Here is an 18549-nt window from a genome sequence, read left to right as displayed (position 1 = left end):
ATGGAGCTGTCGCGTCCGGCGCTGCGCGCGTCTCCGCGGCGGCGCGGCTGGACGCGTCTGTCGGCCGAGGTGCGCCACGCCGGCGGCGACGCCGAGGAGCTGTGGCTGGAGGTGCCCGACGCCCACGCCGCGGCGCTCGCGACCGCCGGCGATCCGTTCCTCGCCTGGCTCGCGCCGCTCGCCGCGGTGCGCGGCGAGCCGCTGCGGCTCGACGCCGAGACCGACCGCGCGCTGCTCGACAACGTGCGCGAGGTGCTGCGCGTCTGGCGCTCGTGGTACCCGCAGCTCGGCGACGTCGCGCTCGATGCGCCGCCGCGTCCGTGTGCACCGGGCGCGCCGCGCACCGCGTCGTTCTTCACCGGCGGCGTCGACTCGTTCTTCACCGCGTTGCGGCACGCGGCGGGCGACGGCACGCCGACGTCGGTGCGGATCGACGATCTGGTGTTCGTGCACGGCTTCGACATCCCGCTCGCGAACGATGCGGGGTTCGCGCGCGCGGCCGCGTCGCTCGAGCGCGCGGCGGACGCGATGGGCAAGCACCTCGTGCTCGCGGCGACGAACCTGCGCGAGACACGCTTCGCGGCGACCGACTGGTCAAAGCTCTCGCACGGCGCGGCGCTCGCCGGCGTCGCGCACGCGCTCGGCGCGCGCTACGGCACAGTGCTCATCGGATCCTCGGCCGGGTACCGCGATCTCCGCTTCTGGGGCTCGCACCCGCTCACCGACCCGCTGTTCACGTCGTCGCGCGTGCGCGTGGTGCACGACGGCCCGGCGTTCATGCGCGTGGAGAAGACGGAGTACGTCGCGCGCTCGCCGATCGCGCTGCGCCACCTGCGCGTGTGCTATCAGTCGCCGACGGGCGACAACTGCGGCCGGTGCAACGGCTGCTACCGCACGATGCTCGCGCTCGAGGCGTTGGGCGCGCTCGACGCGTGCGCGACGTTCGACCGCGCGTGGCTCGACCTCGACCAGGCGGGACGCATCTACTGCCGGCGCGACTTCGACGTGCGCCAGTTCGGCTACGTGCGCGACCTCGCCCGCCGGTGCGGCCGCCCCGACATCGAGGCGGCGATGGATCGCTCGCTGCGCGACTCGGAGAAGCTCACGCGCGGACTGGCGCGCTGGAAGCGCATCGGCCACGTGCCGCTGCTCTGGCGGTTGGGCAAGGCCCGCGAGCGGCGGCTGCTGCGCGGGTGGATCGTGTAAGAGCTTGAACCGCAGAGGACGCAGAGGACGCAGAGGAGAACCACTTTTGTTGGTTTCCTCTGCGTCCTCTGGGTCCTCTGCGGTTCATTCACGCACGAGCCGTCGCCACCAGGGCTCTCGCCGCCGCAGCCGCATCTCCTGGTGCGCGAGCGCGCGGCGAATGACCCGTACCAGGTCATCGCGTCCCTGCGCCGCGAGCGACGGCGTCACCTCGGCGAAGAAGATGCGCGTCGCGAGCGAGTCCGCGTAGGCCACGCGCTCCACCGCCTCCGGCGTGACGTCGCGCGTCGGGAACGGTGCGCGGTCCAGTGCGCCGACGGCGAGGAACTCGAGCATCGTGCGCACGCACTTCTCGCACTGCCCGCAGTTCTGGACCGGTCCGTCGGGGACGCGGATCATGAAGCAGCAGCGCAGCGCCGCGAGCCCCTCGGGCCACCCCGCGAGCAGGCGCACCTTCTCAAGCCGCGGCAGCGTCGCGTGCGCCGAGTGCACGTCCAGCGCGTGCGACGCGTGGAAGGCGTCGACGAGCGCGTTGGGCACCACGGCCGGCGCGAGCCCCGCTCCCGCGCTCGCGACGGCAAGCGATCGGAGGCGCGGCGTCATCGCGTGCCCCACCGACGCGAGCGGCGCCGAGTGCGTCGCGTGGCACCACGCCTCGTACGTCGGGAACAGCGGCCGCACGTTCGTCGCCGCCGTGACCAGCGTGACGCCGGTCGCCTCGCACAGCGCGGCGAGACGCGCGCGCGCTGCACCTCGTACGCCGCGAGTCGCTCCGGCCGCGCCACGCCGTCCGCGTAGTCGTACGTGTTGAGGCCGAACAGGAATAGCCCGTCGGTGAACCGCGCGGGGTGGCCCGCCGGCACGGTGCGTGTGTTCAGGTACAGCAGCGTCAGCGCATCGACGCCGCCGGAGAGGCACACCGCGGCACGTCGCTCGCCGCGCGATGCGTTAGGCACCGGCGGCGTGCGCTCCGTCGCCTCGATCGCGACGGGGCGGAGCTGCGGGTACCATTCGTGCCCGAGCGCCATCGCGGTGCGCACGCCGTCGGCGAGCCGCGGGCAGACGTCCCCCTCGACCGCGAGCCGGCGCTCGCCGAACCACAGCGCGAGCGGGTACGCCGCGAGCAGCGCCGCGTCGGGCGACGCGGTGACGTCGTCGGCGAGCGCCGCGGGCCACTCGTGCGCGATCACGTCGTCGTCGCGCTGCCGGTCCTCCCACGTCACCCGCGTCTCGAATCGCACGACGTCGCCGCGACGCTCGACGGTCGGCCGCGTCAGCCGCACGCGGGGTCTCCCTGCACCCCGGCGTCGCGCAGCGCACGCCAGAGCATGAAGCCGACGAGCAGCTTCGGCCCGAATCCGTCCCTGATCGGATCGCGGTGCGACGCGTCGCGCGCCGGCGGCGGCACCAGCTCGGCCAGCGCCGCGGGGTCGAACCACTCGGCGAGCAGCGGGCGCGCCGGCTCGGCGGCCTCGCGCACCGCGCGCCAGCCGGGATTGTCGAAGTCGTACACGCGCACGTAGTACCGTCGCTCGCGCGCCCAACCCGCGCGGTGGGTGGACGCGGGGCGCAGCCGACCGAGCGCCGCGCGCACCCGCCAGCCTAACGACGGCGTCAGCGGCTGCACGTCGTGCGCGTTGTGGTCGAACGGGAGCCGCGCGAGCTGCGGGAACCGCCGCCGGAACAGCGCGTCCTGCAGCCTGCGCTCGGCGAGCGACGCGCGTGGCAGCGCGAGCGTCGTCGCGAACAGCGCGCGATCGAGCACGGGGAGCACCGGCCACGCGCCGAACGACATCCGCCACGGAACGCTCCCCGCGTGGAAGCGGCAGTACGCGCGCACGAACCACCGCCACGAGCGCTCGCTGGGGTCGGTGGTCGTCGCGTCGTAGTCGCGCGCGATCGCGTGCGTCACGTCGGCCACGCGGGCGCGCGCCGCATCGTCGCGCAGCAGCGCACGCAGCCGGTCGGGAGCGACGGCGCGCGCCGCGGCCCACGCGAGCATGGCGTCGCGCTCCGGCGGACGCGCGCCGAGGTGGCGGATGTCGAACAGGTACCCCGACATGAGCGCCGCATCGTCGCCGAGTGGGGCGAGCGCGTCGAGCGTCCCCCACGTGTGCATGCTGCTCATGCCGCCGCCGAGCTGCTCCCACCGCGCGCTGCGCTCGGCCCATCGCGGGTACGCGTCGAACGGCGCCGCGTGCACGTGGTGCGGGATGCCTAACGCGCGCGCCGCGCCCGCCGCGCACCGCGCCTCGTTGTCCCCCGGCGCGCCGAGCGTCACCGCGCCGACGGGTGACCGCCGCTCGGCGAGGTAGCCGGCGAGCATGCGCGAGTCGCGTCCGCCGGAGAGCAGCACCGCGACGCGCGGGTGCGGCGCGGTGTGCCGCCGTACTGCCTCCGCCAGCGCCGCGTCGAACCGCTCCACCTGGTCGGCGAACGGCGCCGTCTCGGTCGCGTCGTACTCGGGTAGCGCGTACTGCCGCGTCTCGCGCGGCGCCGCGCGCGCCCGCCAGCGGAGCAGCGCGCCCGGCGAGAGTCGACGCACGCCGGCGAGCAGCGCGCGTCCGTCGAACGGCCCGCCCGTGAGCAGGTGGCCGAGCAGCGCGTCGGCGTCGAGCGCGTCGCGGAACGACGGATGCGCGCGGAACGGCTCCGGCGACGAGCCGACGAGCCGCACCTCGCCGGCCGATGCGTGGTACACGGGGAAGAGCCCGAGCAGGTCCGCACCGACGACGATCTCCTCGCCGCGCACCACCGCCGCGGCGTGAAAGCCGTCGAACGCTGCGTTGTGCGCGCCCGGCCCGGTCCACGCGCGCGCGACGTCGGACGCCGAGGCGCGTCCGCGGTCGCCGTCGCCTAACGCGTCGCCCCACACCACGCCCGCCGCGCCGGCGCCTCCCTCGACCGCGGCCCGCCACACGCTCACCGGCGCCGACGCCGCGGCGCGCCACACGATCGTCGCGCACCCGACGTCGACGCGGCCGCCGCGCAGGCCGGGCACGGGCGCGAGCGACGTCGCGGCGCGCGCGAGGAACGCGTCGCGGCGCGCGGGGTCGGGATCCGAGACGAGGAGGAAGGACGCGATGGGCGAGCGCTGCGTGCGCGCCGTGAGAGGGAGGGAGGTGCTCCGAATGTCGGTGCGACGCGCGATCGCCGCAATCAGCGATCCGGTGCGAGCCATCGCCCGAGCGCGTGCAGCACACGCGTCGCGGCGGCGCGCACGCGCGCGCGCGGCGACGTGGCCGCGACGTAGTCGGCGAGGAACGCGGTGGTCCAGAGCAGCCGGCGCCGTCCGCCCACGCCGCGCCGTGCGAGCGCCGCGAGCCGGGCGCGCCGCGCGTTCGCCGCGCCGATGCGCCGCTTCGCCGGGTCGCGGCTCTGCGACCCCGGCACCTCGCGGTAGCGGTACAGCACCGCGTCCACGAACACCGGCGGCGCGAGCTCCTCCAGCTTGTAGACGAGGTCCCGGTCCTCGGCGTACAGCATCGCGTCGTCGAGCCCCGCGGTCCGTCGATACGCGGTGCGGCGGAAGCTGAGGACGTGGCCCACCGTCGCGTGCCAGAGCGACCAGCCCCCCGGCGGCAGCGCCGATCCGTGGACCGCGTGCGTGCGCGTCAGCGTCTCGTCGCACGCGGCGAACCGCGAGTACACGAGCGCCGCGTCCGGGTGCGCGGCCCATGCGTCGAGCAGCCGCGCGGTCGCGTCGGGCGTGAGCGCGTCGTCGGCGTCCACGATCGCGACGACGTCGGTCGGCGCCTCGTCGATCAGCCGGCGCAGCGCGGCGATGTATCCCCGGTTCGTGGTGTGGCGCACGAGCAACACTCGATCGTCGAGGCATCGCGCGATGACGTCGACCGAGTCGTCGGTGCTCCCGTCGTCGAGCACCACGGCGCGCCACCGGTCGTCGGTCTGGCCGCGCAGCGACGCGAGGCAGTCGCCCACGTAGCGCGCCTGGTTGTGGTTCGCGACGAGATAGGTGATCGCGTCAGCCATCCCGGGCCAGATCGCGCGCGGCCGCCACCGCCTCGGCGAGCGACGTGGCGTGCCGCACCCCGACGACGTCGTGCGTCCACGCGGCGTGGAAGCCGGCGAGCTTGCCGTGCGCGTCGTCGAGCAGCACGTGCGGGATGCCGAGCAGCAGGGCGAGGATGTGGCCGTGCAGCCGGTCGGTAATGACCGCGCGGCCGGCGGCGAGCATGCGCAGGCCGCGCCGCAGCCGCTGGCGCGCGAGCGGGCCGTAGGTCGTCCGCGCGAGCATCGCCGCGCCCGGCCGCCGCTTGCGCACCGCGGCGGTGAGCCGCCAGTTCAGCCGCCGCAGCGCGGTCTCCGGCTCGTCCATCCAGTCCACCGTCGGCACGCCCGCGTCGTTAGGCGCCGTCGCCGCCTCGGCGTCGGTGCGCGCGAGGCGCACGACGTCGTGGTCCGGCGCACGCGGCCGACGCAGGGAGCCGAGGCAGAACGCCATGTCCGGGCACAGCCTCGCGTCGGCGCCGAGCTCGCGCCGCGCGATCTCCAGGCTCGGCGCGTCGCGCACGAGCAACGTGAGCGCGGGGTGCGCGCGCACGACGTCGCGCGCGCGGCGCAGCGCGGCGGGGTCGCGGAAGTGGATCGTCTGCGGGAGCTGCACGACGCGGTTCGCGGGGAACGACCGGATCACGTCCTCGCGCACCGCCTGCACCGACGGCCACAGGTCGCCGAAGTTGCCGCCGCCGGCGAGGAGGATGGTGCCGCCGCCCACGCGGCGGGCGAGCGCCGCGCGGTCGTACGTCGCGAGGTCGCACACGTACGCGGGAGCCCCCACGCCTAACGCGCGCAGGCACGCGAGCTGGCCGAGGTAGATCGCCGAGTCGCCGACGTTCGGGTAGTTCGGGAAGTCGACGAGCGCGTGGGGCGCGGAGCCGAGCAGCGGCCCGACGGTCGCGAGCACCGTGTCGCGCAGCGCCTCGACGGCGCGCTGGGGTTGGACGGGGCGCGACACTGCGTCTATAGTAGCCATCGCCCGGCCCAACCTACACCGGGTGCTTCCTCCCGCCACCACACCGACGTCCATGTGCGGCATCGCCGGGCTGCTGTCGTTCGAGGCCGACGCCGCGCGGTGGCGCGCGACGATCGACCGATCGATCGCGCTCGTCGCGCGCCGCGGCCCGGACGACGTCGGTGCGTGGGGCGACGACGCGTGCCTCCTCGGCTTCCGCCGCCTCGCGGTGCTCGACCTCACGCCGGCGGGGCACCAGCCGATGCTCGACCCGAGCGGCCGCTTCGCGCTCGTGTGCAACGGCGAGATCTACAACTTCCGCGAGCTGCGTGCGGAGCTGCGGCGCGACGGCGTCTGCTTCCGCTCCACCGGCGACGCCGAGGTCGCGCTGCACGCGCTGATCCGGTGGGGCCCCGACGCGCTGCGGCGGTTCGACGGGATGTTCGCGCTCGCGTTCTACGATTCGGCATCGCGCCGGCTGCTGCTCGCCCGCGACCACGTCGGCATGAAGCCGCTGTACTACCTGCGCGTCGCGCGGGGGCTCGTCTTCGGGTCGCAGTACGACCAGATCCTCGCGCACCCGTGGGCCCGCGCGAGCGCGCTGCGCAGGGACGCGCTCGGGCTGTTCCTGCGCTTCGACCAGATCCCGGCGCCGTACGCGGTGCACGACGATGCCGCGATGCTCGAGCCGGGCGCGTGGCTCGCCGTCGACGCCGCGGGACGCACGGAGCGCGGCCGCTTCCACGACTTCCCGCGCGACCGCGAGCCCGACCTGCGCGGCGACGACGCGCTCGAAGCGGTGGAGTCGGCGGTCGCCGCGGCGGTGCGCCGCCACGTCGTGAGCGACGTACCGTTAGGCACCTTCCTCTCCGGCGGTGTCGACTCGCCGCTCGTCGCCGCGCTCGCGCGGGAGACGCTCGGCACGTCGATCCCCGCGTTCACGCTCGCGACCGGCGATCCGGCGACCGACGAGTCGACCGACGCCGCGGCGTACGCGCGCGCGATCGGCCTCGCGCACACCGTGCGGCGCATCGACGACGGCGAGGTGCTCGCGCTCGTGACCGAGGCGCACGACGCGTGCGCCGAGCCGTTCGCGGACTACTCGATCCTGCCCACGCTCGCAATCTCGCGGCTCGCCCGCGAGCGCGTGACGGTGATGCTCTCCGGCGACGGCGGCGACGAGCTGTTCTGGGGATATGCCGACCGCTCCGCGTCCGTGCTGCGGATCGCGCGCCACTTCCGCGAGCCGCGCCTGTTGCGAGCGGTCCGGCACGTCGCGTCGGCGCGCGACGACTGGGGGCTGCTGCATCGCACGATCGGCGACGTCTACTGCACCCACCACGGATCCGTCAGGCGTCGGACGCTGCGTGCGGCGCTCCCCGAGCTGCCGCCGCTTCCCGACGACTACACGGCGTTCGACTACGACGACTGGGACGAGGGGCGCACCGCGCGCTGGATGCGCTGGCTCGAGGTGCGCATGCACCTGCCGCGCATCCTGATGAAGGTGGACCGCGCGAGCATGCACCACGCGCTGGAGGTGCGCATGCCCCTGCTCGACCGCGAGGTCGTCGACGTCGCGTCGCGCGTGGACTGGGCGACGTGCCTCGACGCGTCGAGCGGCATCGGCAAGCGGCCGCTGCGTCACGCGCTCGCCCGCCACGTACCGCACCAGACGACGGCGAAGCGCGGCTTCACCGTGCCGATCGACGCGTGGTTCCGCGGCCCGCTCCGCGCGCTGTTCGAGGACGCGGTGCTCGGCCGCGCCGAGATCTGCGGGGTGCCGTTGGGCCGACGTGCGCTGCGCGCGATGCACGGCGAGCACCAGCGCGGCGCCGCGAGTCACGGCTGGCTGTTCTGGCGGCTGTTGAGCCTCGCCTTGTGGGCGGAGCGCCACGGACGGCCGACCACGACGTGAGCCGGCGGATCCTCGTCGCCTGCTACGAGCCGCCGGGCTACGGCGGCGCGAGCACCGCGACGTACGCGCTGTACGAGCGGCTGCGCGCGGAGACGTCGTGCGCCGCGTACGTGAGCCTCGTCGACGGATCGCTCGAGCCGTTCCTGCGCGAGCGGTTCGGCGACGCGTATGGCAACCCGCGCGCGCTCCCCGACGTCCACACCCACGTGCTCGCGCGGCGCTTCCACGATCCGCAGCCGCGGCTCGCGGAGCTCGTGCGCACGGTCGCGCCGGACGTGGTCCTCGCCGTCGGCTACATCGCCGCGCTCGTGCTGAAGCACGCCGCGCCCGACACCCCGCTCGTGTTCCTGACCGCGGGATGCGACCAGATCGACGCGTACCTCGCCCGCTACGGCGACGCGACCGCGGTGCTCGACGCGCTCCGCACGACGGAGCGACCCATGCTCTTCCACGCGCTCGAGCGCGAGGCCGTGGAGCGCGCGGACCTCGTCGTCGCGCACGCGCCGCTCGTGCACGAGCTGCTGCGCCGCTTCTACCCGACACACGCGGGGAAGCTGTACCCCGACGTCGTGTGGATGGCCGAGTGGATCCACGGCGAGGCCGCGCGCCACGCGGACCTCGCGCGCCCGTTCGACGAGCGCGACGTGGATCTGCTGTTCGTCGCCAGCCGGTGGAACCGCCCGGAGAAGAACCTCCCGCTCGTGCGCGCGATCGTCGCCGGCTGCCCCGAGCTGCGGTCGCACGTCGCCGGGCTGCTCGACGATCCGTTAGGCGGCGCGGTCGCCCACGGCCTCGTCGCGTCGCGGCGCGAGCTGTTCGCCCTCATGGGACGCGCGCGGGTGGTCGTCGGCCCGTCCGCGTGGGACGCGGCGCCCGGCATCCTGTTCGAGGCCGCGGCGCTCGGCGCGAACGTCGTGACGTCGCCCAACAGCGGCAACTGGCCGCTCTGCCACCCCGACCTGCTCGTCGAGCCGTACACGGCGGACGCGTTCATCGACCGCGCACGCCGGGCCGTCCGGCGTCCGTACGCGAGCCGCGTCGACGCGATCCTCGGCGCGAGATCCTACCGCACGCTGGTCGACATCCTGGCCGTCGTGTGACGCGGCTTCCGTCGCGCCACGCTGGGCTCCACGTACGTGTTCTGGAGGACGGAAGAAGGACTGAAGAGGGATTGAAGAAGGAGAACACCAACGGAGTTGTTGGTCCTTCTTCAGTCCTCCTTCAGTCCTTCTTCAGTCCCACGCACACTCGTACGTGGAGTCGTGAACCGGCGCACCCGCCGCGCGGCGTCGCCGAGCTTCCCACGCAGCGCCTCGGCCGGCGACGGCAGCAGCGGCCGCAGCACCGCGAGATCCTCGTCGATCGTCGCGCCCCCGCCCAACGCGCCGCGCGCGAGGCCGGCGAGCGCGATCCAGTGCAGCCGGTCGCCGCTCTCCTCGATGTCCCGCCACGCACGCGCGAACGCGTCGAACGCGCCGGCACGGCGGAGCGCGGCGCCTAACACATGGTGCTGCCGGAACAGCGCCTCCGGGCGCGCCGACAGCCACACGCCGCGCCCCCACGCGCGTTCCGGATGCTCGCCGCCCGCCGCGACGAACGCCTCGTAGCTCGCGTATCCCGCGTCGGCCTGCGGGAGGCCGAGCAGATCGGCGTCGCCGCCGGCGAGGATGCCGTGCACCATCGCGACCCGCGCGAGCGTCGCCTGCGGGTGCCGACTCCGCCGCAGCTCGCCGAGGTGCCAGCGGAGCGCCGAGGCGTCGCGGTGGTGGCGGTGGCGCGCGCCCTCCAGCAGGTACTTCGCGTATGTGTAGCGCGCGTCGTACGCCGGCTCGTGCGTGCCGAGCGTGTGCCACCGCCCGCGGTCGTCGCCCGCGAAGTCGAGCACGTACACGTCGCGCCATCCCGCGCGCCGGATCTCGGCCAGGAAGTCGGTGTCCGGCGACACGCTGTCGCGGAACGGCGCCGCGTCGAAGCACGCGCGGCGGAACATCTTCACGCCGCTCACGCGCCCCACGAGCGGGTCGCGCAGGAACGCCACCGCGACGCCGACGGCGGGGTCGGCGTGCATCGCCGCGCGCAGCGTCTCCACGCACCGCGCGTCGAGCGTCATGTCCGCGTCGAGCTGCAGCAGCAGCGGCGTGCGCACGCGCGACACGCCCTCGTTCAGCGCGCGGTGGAACGGGCGCACGTCGCGCACCTCCACCACTGCCGCCGGCGCTGCGGTCTGCCGCCGCACGCTCTCCCGCGCGCGATCCGCCGACGCCTCGCCGAGCGTCAGCAGCACCACCGTGACGTCGTCAGCAGACATCGCGGAACAGCCGCACGTACTCCCGCACGTTCGTGCGGATGTCGAACCGCGCCTCCACCGCGCGCCGCGCCTCCACCCCGAGCCGCGCGCGCCGCTCCGGGTCGTCGAGGAGCGCGAGCATCGCGTCGGTGAGCGCGTCGACGTCGCCGGGCGCGACGAGCACGCCGCTGCAGCCGTCGTCGACGATCTCCGGGATGCCCGTCATGCGCGTCGAGATCACCGGCAGCCCCATCGCCATGGCCTCGATGAGCGCGTTCGGCGTGATGTCCTTCGATCCGTTCGCCGCCTCCACGCACGGCAGCACGAACAGGTCGGCCGTTCGATACGCGTCGAGCACCTTGGCGAACGGCAGCGCGCCGCGGAAGCGCACGTGCGGCGCGAGGTCGAGCTGCCGGTGCAGCACGCCGAGCTGCACGCGGTACGCCGTGTACAGCGGCTCCTCCGGCCCGCCGATCACGTCGCACCGGAACGCGACGCCGCGGTCACGGAGCGCGGCGCACGCGCGCAGCAGCAGCGTGAGTCCCTTCGGCTCGATGAGACGCGCCACCGTGAGGATCCGCGCCACGCCGTCGTCGTTAGGCACGCGGAGCGGCACGAAGTCGGCCAGGTCGATGCCGTTGTGGATGCGGTGCACCTTCGCCCGCTCGCCGTCCGGCAGCAGCGCGCGCACGCCGGCCTCGTTGTACCGCGTGTTCGTCACCACGAAGCGCGCGTGGCGGAACTTCGTCGGCAGCGCGAACGCGGTGTCGTCGCGGTGCAGGTCGTGGGCGCGCGCCTGCACGCTGAAGCCGACACCCATGAGCCGCGACGCGACGAGCGCGACGAGCGCGTTCGCGTTCGCCCACGGCGAGTGCACGTGCCCCACGCCGAGCGCGCGCATCCGCGCAGCGACGGCGACGGCCTTGCCGAACAGCCGCGCGTCGGCGGCGAGCGACTTGTCGCGGTCGTAGCGGGTCACCGCGACGAACAGGGCGAGGCGCAGGAACGTCAGCGGGCGCCGCGCGAGGAAGCCCGCGGCCTGCGCGAGCAGTGCGGGGTATGACACGGGCAGCACGTACGCCGCGTATGGCAGCATGGTGGCGGTGGCGCGGTCGGGCGTCCGCGCGTCGTCGCGCTCGTCGGCCACCACCGCCACCGGCACCCCGGCCTCGACCAGCGCCGCCATCTCCCGACGGATGAACGTCTCGCTCAGCAGCGGGAAGCGCCACAGGTAGTAGCCGACCCGCGTCGGCCCGGCGGCCGCGGATCGCGTCGGCACCCCGCCCGACGTCGCGCCCGGCGTCGGGCCGTCGGGGCTCCAGTCGGCGAAGCGAGCCTCGAGCCGCTCCCGCAGCCGCCGTCGCGCCGCCTCCGCCGCGATGGCGATCCGTCGGCCGAGCGAGCGGCGCCGGGCGCGGGCCGCGCTCCAGAGGGTCGACGGTCTCAGGCGTTTCACGACGCAACGATGTGACGAGGGCCAGGTGAGAGCAATCGCCGCCCGAGACGGAAGTTTGCCCGCATCATGACGGCGCCGTAAGCTTCAGCACGTAACGAGACGTGGTACGGCCTGGAGGCGCATGGAGCAGAACGATCCGCAGGCCGCTGCGGACCTACTGAACTCGGGGGACGCGCTCCGCGCGGCGCTGAAGGGGCGCTACGTCGTGCAGCGCGAGCTCGGTCGTGGCGGGATGGCGACCGTGTACCTGGCCGAGGACCGCGAGCAGGGACGCACCGTCGCGGTGAAGCTCCTGCGCCAGGAGCTCTCGTTCGACACCGGCATCGAGCGCTTCCGGCGCGAGATCGAGCACGTCGGCCGGCTGAACCACCCGAACATCGTCCCCATCTACGACGCCGGGGACGCCGACGGCCGCCTGTTCTACGTCATGCCGTTCGTCGAGGGGGAGTCGCTCCGCCAGCTCCTCGTCCGGCGCGGCCAGCTCCCGCTCGAGGAGGCGGTCCGGTTCGTGGTCGAGGCCGGGGAGGCGCTCGCCTATGCCCACGAGCAGGGGCTCGTCCACCGCGACATCAAGCCCGAGAACCTCCTCATCTCGCGCGGCCACGCGCTCGTCTGCGACTTCGGCGTCGCGCGCGCGGTCGACGAGAGCAACGAGGCGCGTCTCACCGCGACCGGGCTCGCCGTCGGCACCAGCGCGTACATGAGCCCCGAGCAGTGGGGCGAGACGCGGCGCATCGACGGCGCGGCGGACCAGTACAGCCTGGCGTGCGTGCTCTACGAGCTGCTCGCCGGCGAGCCGCCGTTCATGGGGCCGACGCCGCACGCGATCATGGCGCGCCACTTCCAGGCGCCGGTGCCGTCGGTGTGCATCCTGCGCCCCGGCGTGCCGATGGGGGTCGACCAGGCGATCCAGCGCGCGCTCGCGAAGGTGCCGGCCGATCGCTTCCCGTCGATCGGGGCGTTCCTCGACGCGGTGCGGGCCGGGGTCGCGGGAGGCGTGACGTACGCCACGCCGCTCCAGCTGCCCGTCGCCACCGATACGCCTTCCGCGTCCGCCGCGCGCCCGGCGCCCGCGTGGCGTCGGCCGGTGCTCGCCGTCGTCGCCGCGGCGGTGCTCGGCGTCGCCGGCTTCCTTGCCGCGCGGCAGCTCCGGCACGACGCGCCCGCGGCCGGCGAGAGCCCGCGCATCGCCGTGCTGCCGTTCCGCGGCGACGGGGCCACCGCCGACCCGCAGCTCGCCGACGGCACCGCGGAGGCGATCACCGACGAGCTGGCGGGGATCTCGGGGCTGCGCGTGATCGCGTACTCCAGCACGAAGAAGTACCGCGACAGCCAGCTCTCGCACCGCGACATCGCGCGCGAGCTGGACGTCGGGTACCTCGTCGAGGGGACGGTGCGGTGGCTCGGCGCGAACGACAGCGTGCACCTGAGCGCGCGGCTCGTGCGCGCCGCCGACGACGAGCTGGTGAAGACGTTCAGCTTCGACGTGCCGTCGGGGAGCGCGACGCGGATCCACTCGCAGCTCGCGGCGAACGTCGCCGAGGCGCTCGACATCGTGCTCGTCGGCGACGAGCAGCGGCGGCTCACCTCGCGCCAGACGCGCAGCGCCGAGGCGTTCGAGTACCTCGTGCGCGGCAACGCGGCGTACAACCGGAGCTGGTCGCGCGCCGACGTGCTCTCGGCGCTCGACTTCTACCAGAAGGCGGTCGACACCGACCCCACGTTCGCGCTCGCGCAGGCGAAGCTCGCGCGCACGCACGCGTGGATCCACCGGCTGCGCATCGGCCCCGGCGAGGCGCGGCTGCTCGCGGCGAAGCAGGCCGCCGACCGCGCGCTCGCGCTCGACCCCAACCTCGCCGAGGGGCACATCGCGCTCGGCCTGTACTACTACTGGGGACGGCAGGACTACGAGCGCGCGATCCAGGAGTTCACGCGCGCCGGCCAGCTCCAGCCGAGCGACGCCGAGGTGTTCCTGCAGCTCGGGAACGTGAGCCGCCGGCAGGGGAAGTTCCGCGAGGCGATCGAGAGCTACCGTCGCTCCGCGGAGCTCGACCCGAACTCGGCGCGCGCGTGGTTCAACCTCGGCGAGACGCTGCTGTTCATCCGTCAGTACGCGGAGGCGCGCAAGCACCTCGAGCACGCGACGGCGCTGGCGCCCGATTTCCTCGAGGCGTACACGCAGCGCATGCGGCTCGTCCTGAACGAGCGCGGCGACGTCGCCGCGGCGCGCGACATCCTGCGCACCGCTGAGGAGCGCGTGCCGCCTAACGCCTGGCGGCCGCCGATGGTGGAGCTGACGCGCGTCATCCGCCACCCGAACCTGGACGAGTTCCTCGCGAAGCTCCGCCCGGGCGCGTACGGCCTGGACACCGCGCTCTACCACCTCGAGAAGGGGACGATGCTCTGGCAGCTCCAGCGTCTCCCCGCGGCGCGCGTGCAGCTCGACTCCGCGCGCGTGCGCCTCGAGCGGCTGCGCGACGATCAGCCGGATCAGTCGTGGATCTACCAGTCGCTCGCCGTCGCTGAGGCGGGGCTCGGGCACGCCGATGCCGCGGTGCGCGCGGCGTCGCGCGGGGAGGAGCTCCAGCCGCCGAGCAAGGACGCGCTCGAGGGCGTCGGCCCGCTCTCGAACTTCGGCACCGTCTACGCCATGCTCGGCGACGCCCGGAAGTCGGCGGTGTACTTCGACAGCGCGCTCGCGCGTCCGTCGTGGGCGTCCGTCGCGTGGCTGCGCACGGAGCCGATGCTCGCCGGCGTCAGGAACGACCCGGCGTTCCAGCAGCTCTTCGCGCGCTGGGAGCGGCGTTAGGCACCACGACGCGCAGGAAGCGCTCGATGCGGCCCAGCGCATCGTAGTCCTCCGCCGCGGCCCGCCCCGCGGCGGCGATCGCGTCGAGGTCGTCGCGCCGCGACGGCCGCGTCCAGTCGGTGACGAGGTCGGGGATGTCGCGCGGGTCGTCGTACACGAGGTAGTGCACGCCCGCGCGCAGCCGGCAGCCGGGGATCATCTCCACCGCGTCGCAGTCGCGATCGGTGAGCACCGGCTTGCCCGAGCGCCACGCGTCCCAGTGCCGCGCGCTCTGCTCCCCCCACCCGCGCGGACAGACGATGATGCGGCACCGCGCCATGAGCGCGTCGTGCGACGCCGCGTCGAGGAAGTGCCCGCGCACGCACAGCCCCACGCCGACGCGCGCCGTCTCGCGCGCCACCCGCTCGCGGTAGCCCCGGGGCCCCGTCGGCTGGCCGACGAATCCCGCGGCGTACGTGCGGCCGCCTAACGCCGCGCCGGCGGCGCGCGCGAGCTCCGACGCCGTCCCAAGGTTGCCGAGCAGGACCCGCGCGCGTCGCCGGACGCCGAGTCCTCCTCGCGGTCGCGCGCCGTCAACGAAGCGCGGCGCGCCCCACACCTTCTCGTACGCGTGGATCGACTCGGCCGGGAACGGCGCGAGCTCCGCGCGGTCGTACGCCGGCGTGCGGTACAGCACCGGGTCGCCGGGACGCCAGTACGGCGTCGCGTACGGGCGCCGGCTCATGTCGGTGTGGTTCAGCACGATCTGCACGGTCTCCGGGAAGCGCGCGCGGTACGCCGCGTACGCCTCCATCACCGGCAGGATCCGCGACGGCACGAAGCGGCGCGGGTTCTTCCAGTCGAGCCACACGTGCAGGATCATCGCGTCGTACGCGCGGCCGAACGCGTCCGGCGACGCCGCGTCGACGTGCACGATGTCGATCCCGCGCGCGGCGAGCGCATCGTGGTGCCACACCCAGGGGAGCGGTGCGACGTCCACCGATGGCTGGACCGCCGCCGTGACGTACGCGACGCGCACGTCAGCTCTCCGCCCATGGCATCGGCGCCACCGGGCGGCAGGTCGTGCGCAGCGCGCGCGGCGCCGGCGACGGGGTGCGCAGCGCGAGCACGGTCTCGGTGACGTGCACCGCGAGGTCGGCGCCGAGCCGGCACGGCCGCCCGTCGCGAATCGCCGACGCGGCCTCCGCGAGCCCGCGCGCGAAGTCGATCGGGTCGCGGCCGCCTAACGAGATGCCCGGCGGACGCGCGAGCGGCACGCGGCGGCGCAGCGCGCGTACGGCGAGCGGGCGCCGCTCCACGCGCTCGAACAGCCGCGTGCGGCGCGTGAGGTGCACCGGCGACCGCTCGTTCCAGCAGTCCGCCGTCCTCAGCACGCCGCCGTCGCCCACGACGGTCACGGAGCGGTCGCGCGGCGCGTAGATGCCGCACGTGAGCCGCGCCACGACGCCGCTCGCGAACTCCACGCACGCCACGGTGAAGTCGGGCGCCGCGTCGACGAGCGGCGCGTCGGTCCCCTTGTCCGGCACGAGCATCGACGCGAACGCCGACACGCGCGTCGCGGGGCCGAAGAACGCCACGAGCCAGCTCAGATGATACGCCGCGTGCTCCAGCGCGGACCCCGACTGGAACTCGTCGCGCCACGGCCACGACACGCCCGACGCGGTGCGCCACGCACGGTAGTTCATGAGGTGCACCGGCCCGTCGTCGAGCTCCGCGTAGACGAGCCGCGGCCGGCCGATCGTCCCGGAGCGCAGCGCACGCCACATCGTCTGCGCGTTCGCGCCGAGCAGCGTGCACGGCGCGGCGGCGAGCACCAGCCCGCGCGCCTCGGCGCATCGCGCGAGCGACGCGGCGTCGTCGAGCGAGAGCGCGAGCGGCTTCTCGGAGTACACGTGCTTCCCCGCGCCGAGCGCGGCGCGGGACACCTCGGCGTGGCTCGACGGATTCGTGAGGTTCACCACCAGCTCGATCGTCGGGTCGCCGAGCACGTCGTCGAGCGACGGCACGCACCGCGTGCCGTACACCGCGGCGAGCCGGCGCGCGCGCTCGGCGTCGCGATCGGTCACGCACGCGAGGCGCAGCGCGGGATACCGCGCCATGGTCCGCGCGTAGAAGTCCGCCACGTACCCGCATCCGACGAACGCGACGCGCACGCTCAGCTCCAGCGGTACCAGGCGCGGTACAGCAGCCGCCGCGCGGGCGCGAGCAGGCGCGTTCGCGGCGCGGGCGGTGCCTCCCAGGCGCCGTCCGCGTCGGCGCGGCGCACGACGTCCGCGTGCAGCGCGTCGAGCCCGAGCGCGATCACGCTCGCGTCGATCTCGCGCGCGACGTCGGGCTCGACTCGGCGACGCCACCGCGCGGCGTCGGCGCGCGCGGGGTCGCGCATGCGCCGCGCGTACGCGCGCACCGCGGGTGCGATCGGCATGCGCCGCGCGATCGTGTCCAGCAGCGCGTCGGGATCGGTCACGAGCTGCTCGTAGCGCGCGACCACGACGTCGGCGTTCTCGGGCGCGAGCAGCAGGCGCATGTCGCGCGCCCACAGCTCGGCCACCTCGCGCGGCGGCCGCCGGTGTCGCTCGATGCCGCTCACGATCGCGGCGCGCGGCTCGCGCACCATGCACACCGCGGCGACCTCGTTAGGCAGATGTCGGCGCAGCAGGCCGAGCGCGTGCAGGTTGTTCGGCGTCTTCAGCACCAGCGTGTCGCGGTCCGCGCGCAGCGCGTGCAGGAACGCCGCGAACGCCGCGACGCCGTGCGGGCACCGGCCGAACTCGCGCTCGCTCCGCACCAGCCGCTCCAGCGTCGAGCCGAACGCGTCCTCGTCGATGCCGTAGACGCGCTCGTCCTCCACGAGGCTGAGGAACAGGAACGTGTTCCCCGTGCCGGGTGCGCCGCAGACGAACAGGAACGGCGGGCGCTCGCGCGTCGCGGTCACCGGCTCACCCCGCGACCGCGGGCCGCACCCGGCGGGCGAGCGGACGCGCCGCCCGGTCGCGCAGCGCCTCGTACGCGAACCCCAGCGCGTTCGCGCCCTGCCACAGCGCGAGCAGAGCGGCGAGCGTCACCCGGCGCGACGGCGGCGCGTGGTGCAGACGGCGGCGCGCCGCGGCGAGGAAGCCGCGGTGGAACGCGAGGTCGCGCGCGAGCCGGCCGCGCCCCCGCCGCCGCGACTCCGCGTGGAAGCGCCACGCCCCGCGGCCGTACGCGAAGTGCTGCCGCGCGAAGCCGCCGAGCGTGAGGTCGTGCATGTGCGCGACCGTCGCCTCGGGCACGAACGTCAGGCGCCGGCCCGACTCCAGCCATCGCGCGCAGAGGTCACGGTCCTCCGACGCGGTGCGGAACGCGGCATCGAAGCCGCCGAGCGCGCGGAACGCGGCGGCGGGGAACGCGAGATTGTTCGACGCGAAGAACGTGGCGCGCGCGGGATCCACGTTGTGATGCGCGTACGCGAGATCGACGATGAGCTGACTCGCCGCCGCGTACGGGTTCGCGTCGAGCGCGTTCACGACCGCGCCGCCGACGCCGCACTCCGGGTCCGCGGCCGCGCGCTCGGCCAGCGCGGCGAGCCAGCCGGGATCCGGCACGCAGTCGTCGTCGACGAACGCGAGGAAGTCGGCGCTCGTCGCCGCGGCGCCGCGGTTGCGCGCCGCGCCCGGTCCCGCGTTCGCCTGCCGGATCACGCGCGCTGGGCCGCACCCCTCCGGCGGCTCGCCCTCGCCGTCCACGACGACGACGACCTCGAACCGGTCGCGCGGGAACCGCTGCGCCTCGAGCGCGCGCAGGCAGCGCGCGAGCTGCGCCGGGCGGCGGTACGTCGGGACGATCACCGCGAAGGTGAGCTCGCGCGGCGCGGCGTGGGGGGTGGATGGCACGGCTCACGTTGCGGCGCGGTGCGCGGGCG

15 protein-coding genes are annotated in these 18549 nt (G+C 74.8%); 4 read left to right on the top strand and 11 right to left on the bottom strand.

All coding sequences use genetic code 11. The features are described 5' to 3' along the window. Positions 1–1206: a hypothetical protein gene (locus J421_RS04380; protein WP_025409954.1), complete on the top strand. Its 1206-nt coding sequence runs from the start codon at positions 1–3 to the stop codon at positions 1204–1206. Between the two features lie 84 nt (positions 1207–1290). Here the strand turns inward: J421_RS04380 and J421_RS04375 are convergent, their stop codons facing one another. Genes J421_RS04375 through J421_RS04355 form a run of 5 tightly spaced genes read right to left on the bottom strand, consistent with a single transcriptional unit; the run spans position 1291 to position 6184 of the window. After that, positions 1291–1809: a hypothetical protein gene (locus tag J421_RS04375; RefSeq protein ID WP_148306148.1), complete on the bottom strand. Its 519-nt coding sequence runs from the start codon at positions 1807–1809 to the stop codon at positions 1291–1293. Next, the gene (locus tag J421_RS04370; RefSeq protein WP_025409952.1) at positions 1806–2489 is read right to left on the bottom strand and encodes a hypothetical protein; all 684 of its coding nucleotides are present in this window, start codon (positions 2487–2489) and stop codon (positions 1806–1808) included. Before J421_RS04370 ends, J421_RS04375 begins: the two co-directional genes overlap by 4 nt. Next, positions 2480–4387, bottom strand: coding sequence for an asparagine synthase-related protein (locus J421_RS04365; RefSeq protein ID WP_025409951.1), 1908 nt, complete (start codon positions 4385–4387; stop codon positions 2480–2482). Before J421_RS04365 ends, J421_RS04370 begins: the two co-directional genes overlap by 10 nt. Next, positions 4366–5199, bottom strand: a complete 834-nt coding sequence (locus J421_RS04360; protein ID WP_025409950.1) for a glycosyltransferase family 2 protein — start codon at positions 5197–5199, stop codon at positions 4366–4368. The genes J421_RS04365 and J421_RS04360 overlap by 22 nt, the downstream gene beginning before the upstream one ends. Next, positions 5192–6184, bottom strand: coding sequence for a polysaccharide pyruvyl transferase family protein (locus tag J421_RS04355; RefSeq protein ID WP_025409949.1), 993 nt, complete (start codon positions 6182–6184; stop codon positions 5192–5194). Before J421_RS04355 ends, J421_RS04360 begins: the two co-directional genes overlap by 8 nt. Before the next feature lie 70 nt (positions 6185–6254). Here J421_RS04355 and asnB point away from each other — a divergent pair, with 70 nt between their 5' ends. Continuing rightward, positions 6255–8096: an asparagine synthase (glutamine-hydrolyzing) gene (gene asnB, locus J421_RS04350; protein ID WP_025409948.1), complete on the top strand. Its 1842-nt coding sequence runs from the start codon at positions 6255–6257 to the stop codon at positions 8094–8096. Continuing rightward, positions 8093–9196 carry a glycosyltransferase gene (locus tag J421_RS04345; RefSeq protein WP_148306147.1) on the top strand — a complete coding sequence of 368 codons (1104 nt, stop codon included), beginning with the start codon at positions 8093–8095 and terminating at the stop codon, positions 9194–9196. The genes asnB and J421_RS04345 overlap by 4 nt, the downstream gene beginning before the upstream one ends. A 110-nt stretch (positions 9197–9306) precedes the next feature. Here the strand turns inward: J421_RS04345 and J421_RS04340 are convergent, their stop codons facing one another. Then, positions 9307–10404, bottom strand: coding sequence for a glycosyltransferase family 2 protein (locus J421_RS04340; protein ID WP_148306146.1), 1098 nt, complete (start codon positions 10402–10404; stop codon positions 9307–9309). Continuing rightward, complete coding sequence (locus tag J421_RS04335; RefSeq protein ID WP_025409945.1) at positions 10394–11839, bottom strand: glycosyltransferase family 4 protein; 1446 nt, start codon at positions 11837–11839, stop codon at positions 10394–10396. The genes J421_RS04340 and J421_RS04335 overlap by 11 nt, the downstream gene beginning before the upstream one ends. A gap of 121 nt (positions 11840–11960) precedes the next feature. Between J421_RS04335 and J421_RS04330 the strand changes: the two genes are divergently transcribed. Next, complete coding sequence (locus tag J421_RS04330) at positions 11961–14648, top strand: protein kinase domain-containing protein (RefSeq protein ID WP_025409944.1); 2688 nt, start codon at positions 11961–11963, stop codon at positions 14646–14648. On the opposite strand, the gene J421_RS04325 is transcribed toward J421_RS04330, so the two are convergent. The 4 genes from J421_RS04325 to J421_RS04310 are packed head-to-tail and all read right to left on the bottom strand — an operon-like array spanning position 14596 to position 18520. Continuing rightward, positions 14596–15666: a hypothetical protein gene (locus J421_RS04325; RefSeq protein WP_025409943.1), complete on the bottom strand. Its 1071-nt coding sequence runs from the start codon at positions 15664–15666 to the stop codon at positions 14596–14598. The genes J421_RS04330 and J421_RS04325 overlap by 53 nt on opposite strands. A gap of 1 nt (position 15667) precedes the next feature. Next, positions 15668–16801 carry a Gfo/Idh/MocA family protein gene (locus tag J421_RS04320; RefSeq protein ID WP_025409942.1) on the bottom strand — a complete coding sequence of 378 codons (1134 nt, stop codon included), beginning with the start codon at positions 16799–16801 and terminating at the stop codon, positions 15668–15670. Between the two features lie 2 nt (positions 16802–16803). After that, a complete protein-coding gene (locus J421_RS04315) occupies positions 16804–17583 on the bottom strand; it encodes a sulfotransferase (RefSeq protein ID WP_025409941.1) in 780 nt (259 codons plus the stop codon). Positions 17584–17587: 4 nt separating this feature from the next. Further along, a complete protein-coding gene (locus tag J421_RS04310) occupies positions 17588–18520 on the bottom strand; it encodes a glycosyltransferase (RefSeq protein ID WP_025409940.1) in 933 nt (310 codons plus the stop codon). Positions 18521–18549 lie beyond the last annotated feature (29 nt).

It is taken from the genome of Gemmatirosa kalamazoonensis, assembly GCF_000522985.1.
Lineage (GTDB): Bacteria > Gemmatimonadota > Gemmatimonadetes > Gemmatimonadales > Gemmatimonadaceae > Gemmatirosa > Gemmatirosa kalamazoonensis.
The sequence above is the reverse complement of the archived record's forward strand: the minus strand, read 5'-3'. Positions and strand labels throughout refer to the sequence as shown.

Excerpts from the sequence above, each read along its gene's own strand:
- asnB (WP_025409948.1), top strand. The coding sequence starts at position 6,255 with ATGTGCGGCATCGCCGGGCTGCTGTCGTTCGAGGCCGACGCCGCGCGG.
- J421_RS04330 (WP_025409944.1), top strand. The coding sequence starts at position 11,961 with ATGGAGCAGAACGATCCGCAGGCCGCTGCGGACCTACTGAACTCGGGG.
- J421_RS04365 (WP_025409951.1), bottom strand. The coding sequence starts at position 4,387 with ATGGCTCGCACCGGATCGCTGATTGCGGCGATCGCGCGTCGCACCGAC.
- J421_RS04340 (WP_148306146.1), bottom strand. The coding sequence starts at position 10,404 with ATGTCTGCTGACGACGTCACGGTGGTGCTGCTGACGCTCGGCGAGGCG.
- J421_RS04375 (WP_148306148.1), bottom strand. The coding sequence starts at position 1,809 with ATGACGCCGCGCCTCCGATCGCTTGCCGTCGCGAGCGCGGGAGCGGGG.
- J421_RS04360 (WP_025409950.1), bottom strand. The coding sequence starts at position 5,199 with ATGGCTGACGCGATCACCTATCTCGTCGCGAACCACAACCAGGCGCGC.
- J421_RS04380 (WP_025409954.1), top strand. The coding sequence starts at position 1 with ATGGAGCTGTCGCGTCCGGCGCTGCGCGCGTCTCCGCGGCGGCGCGGC.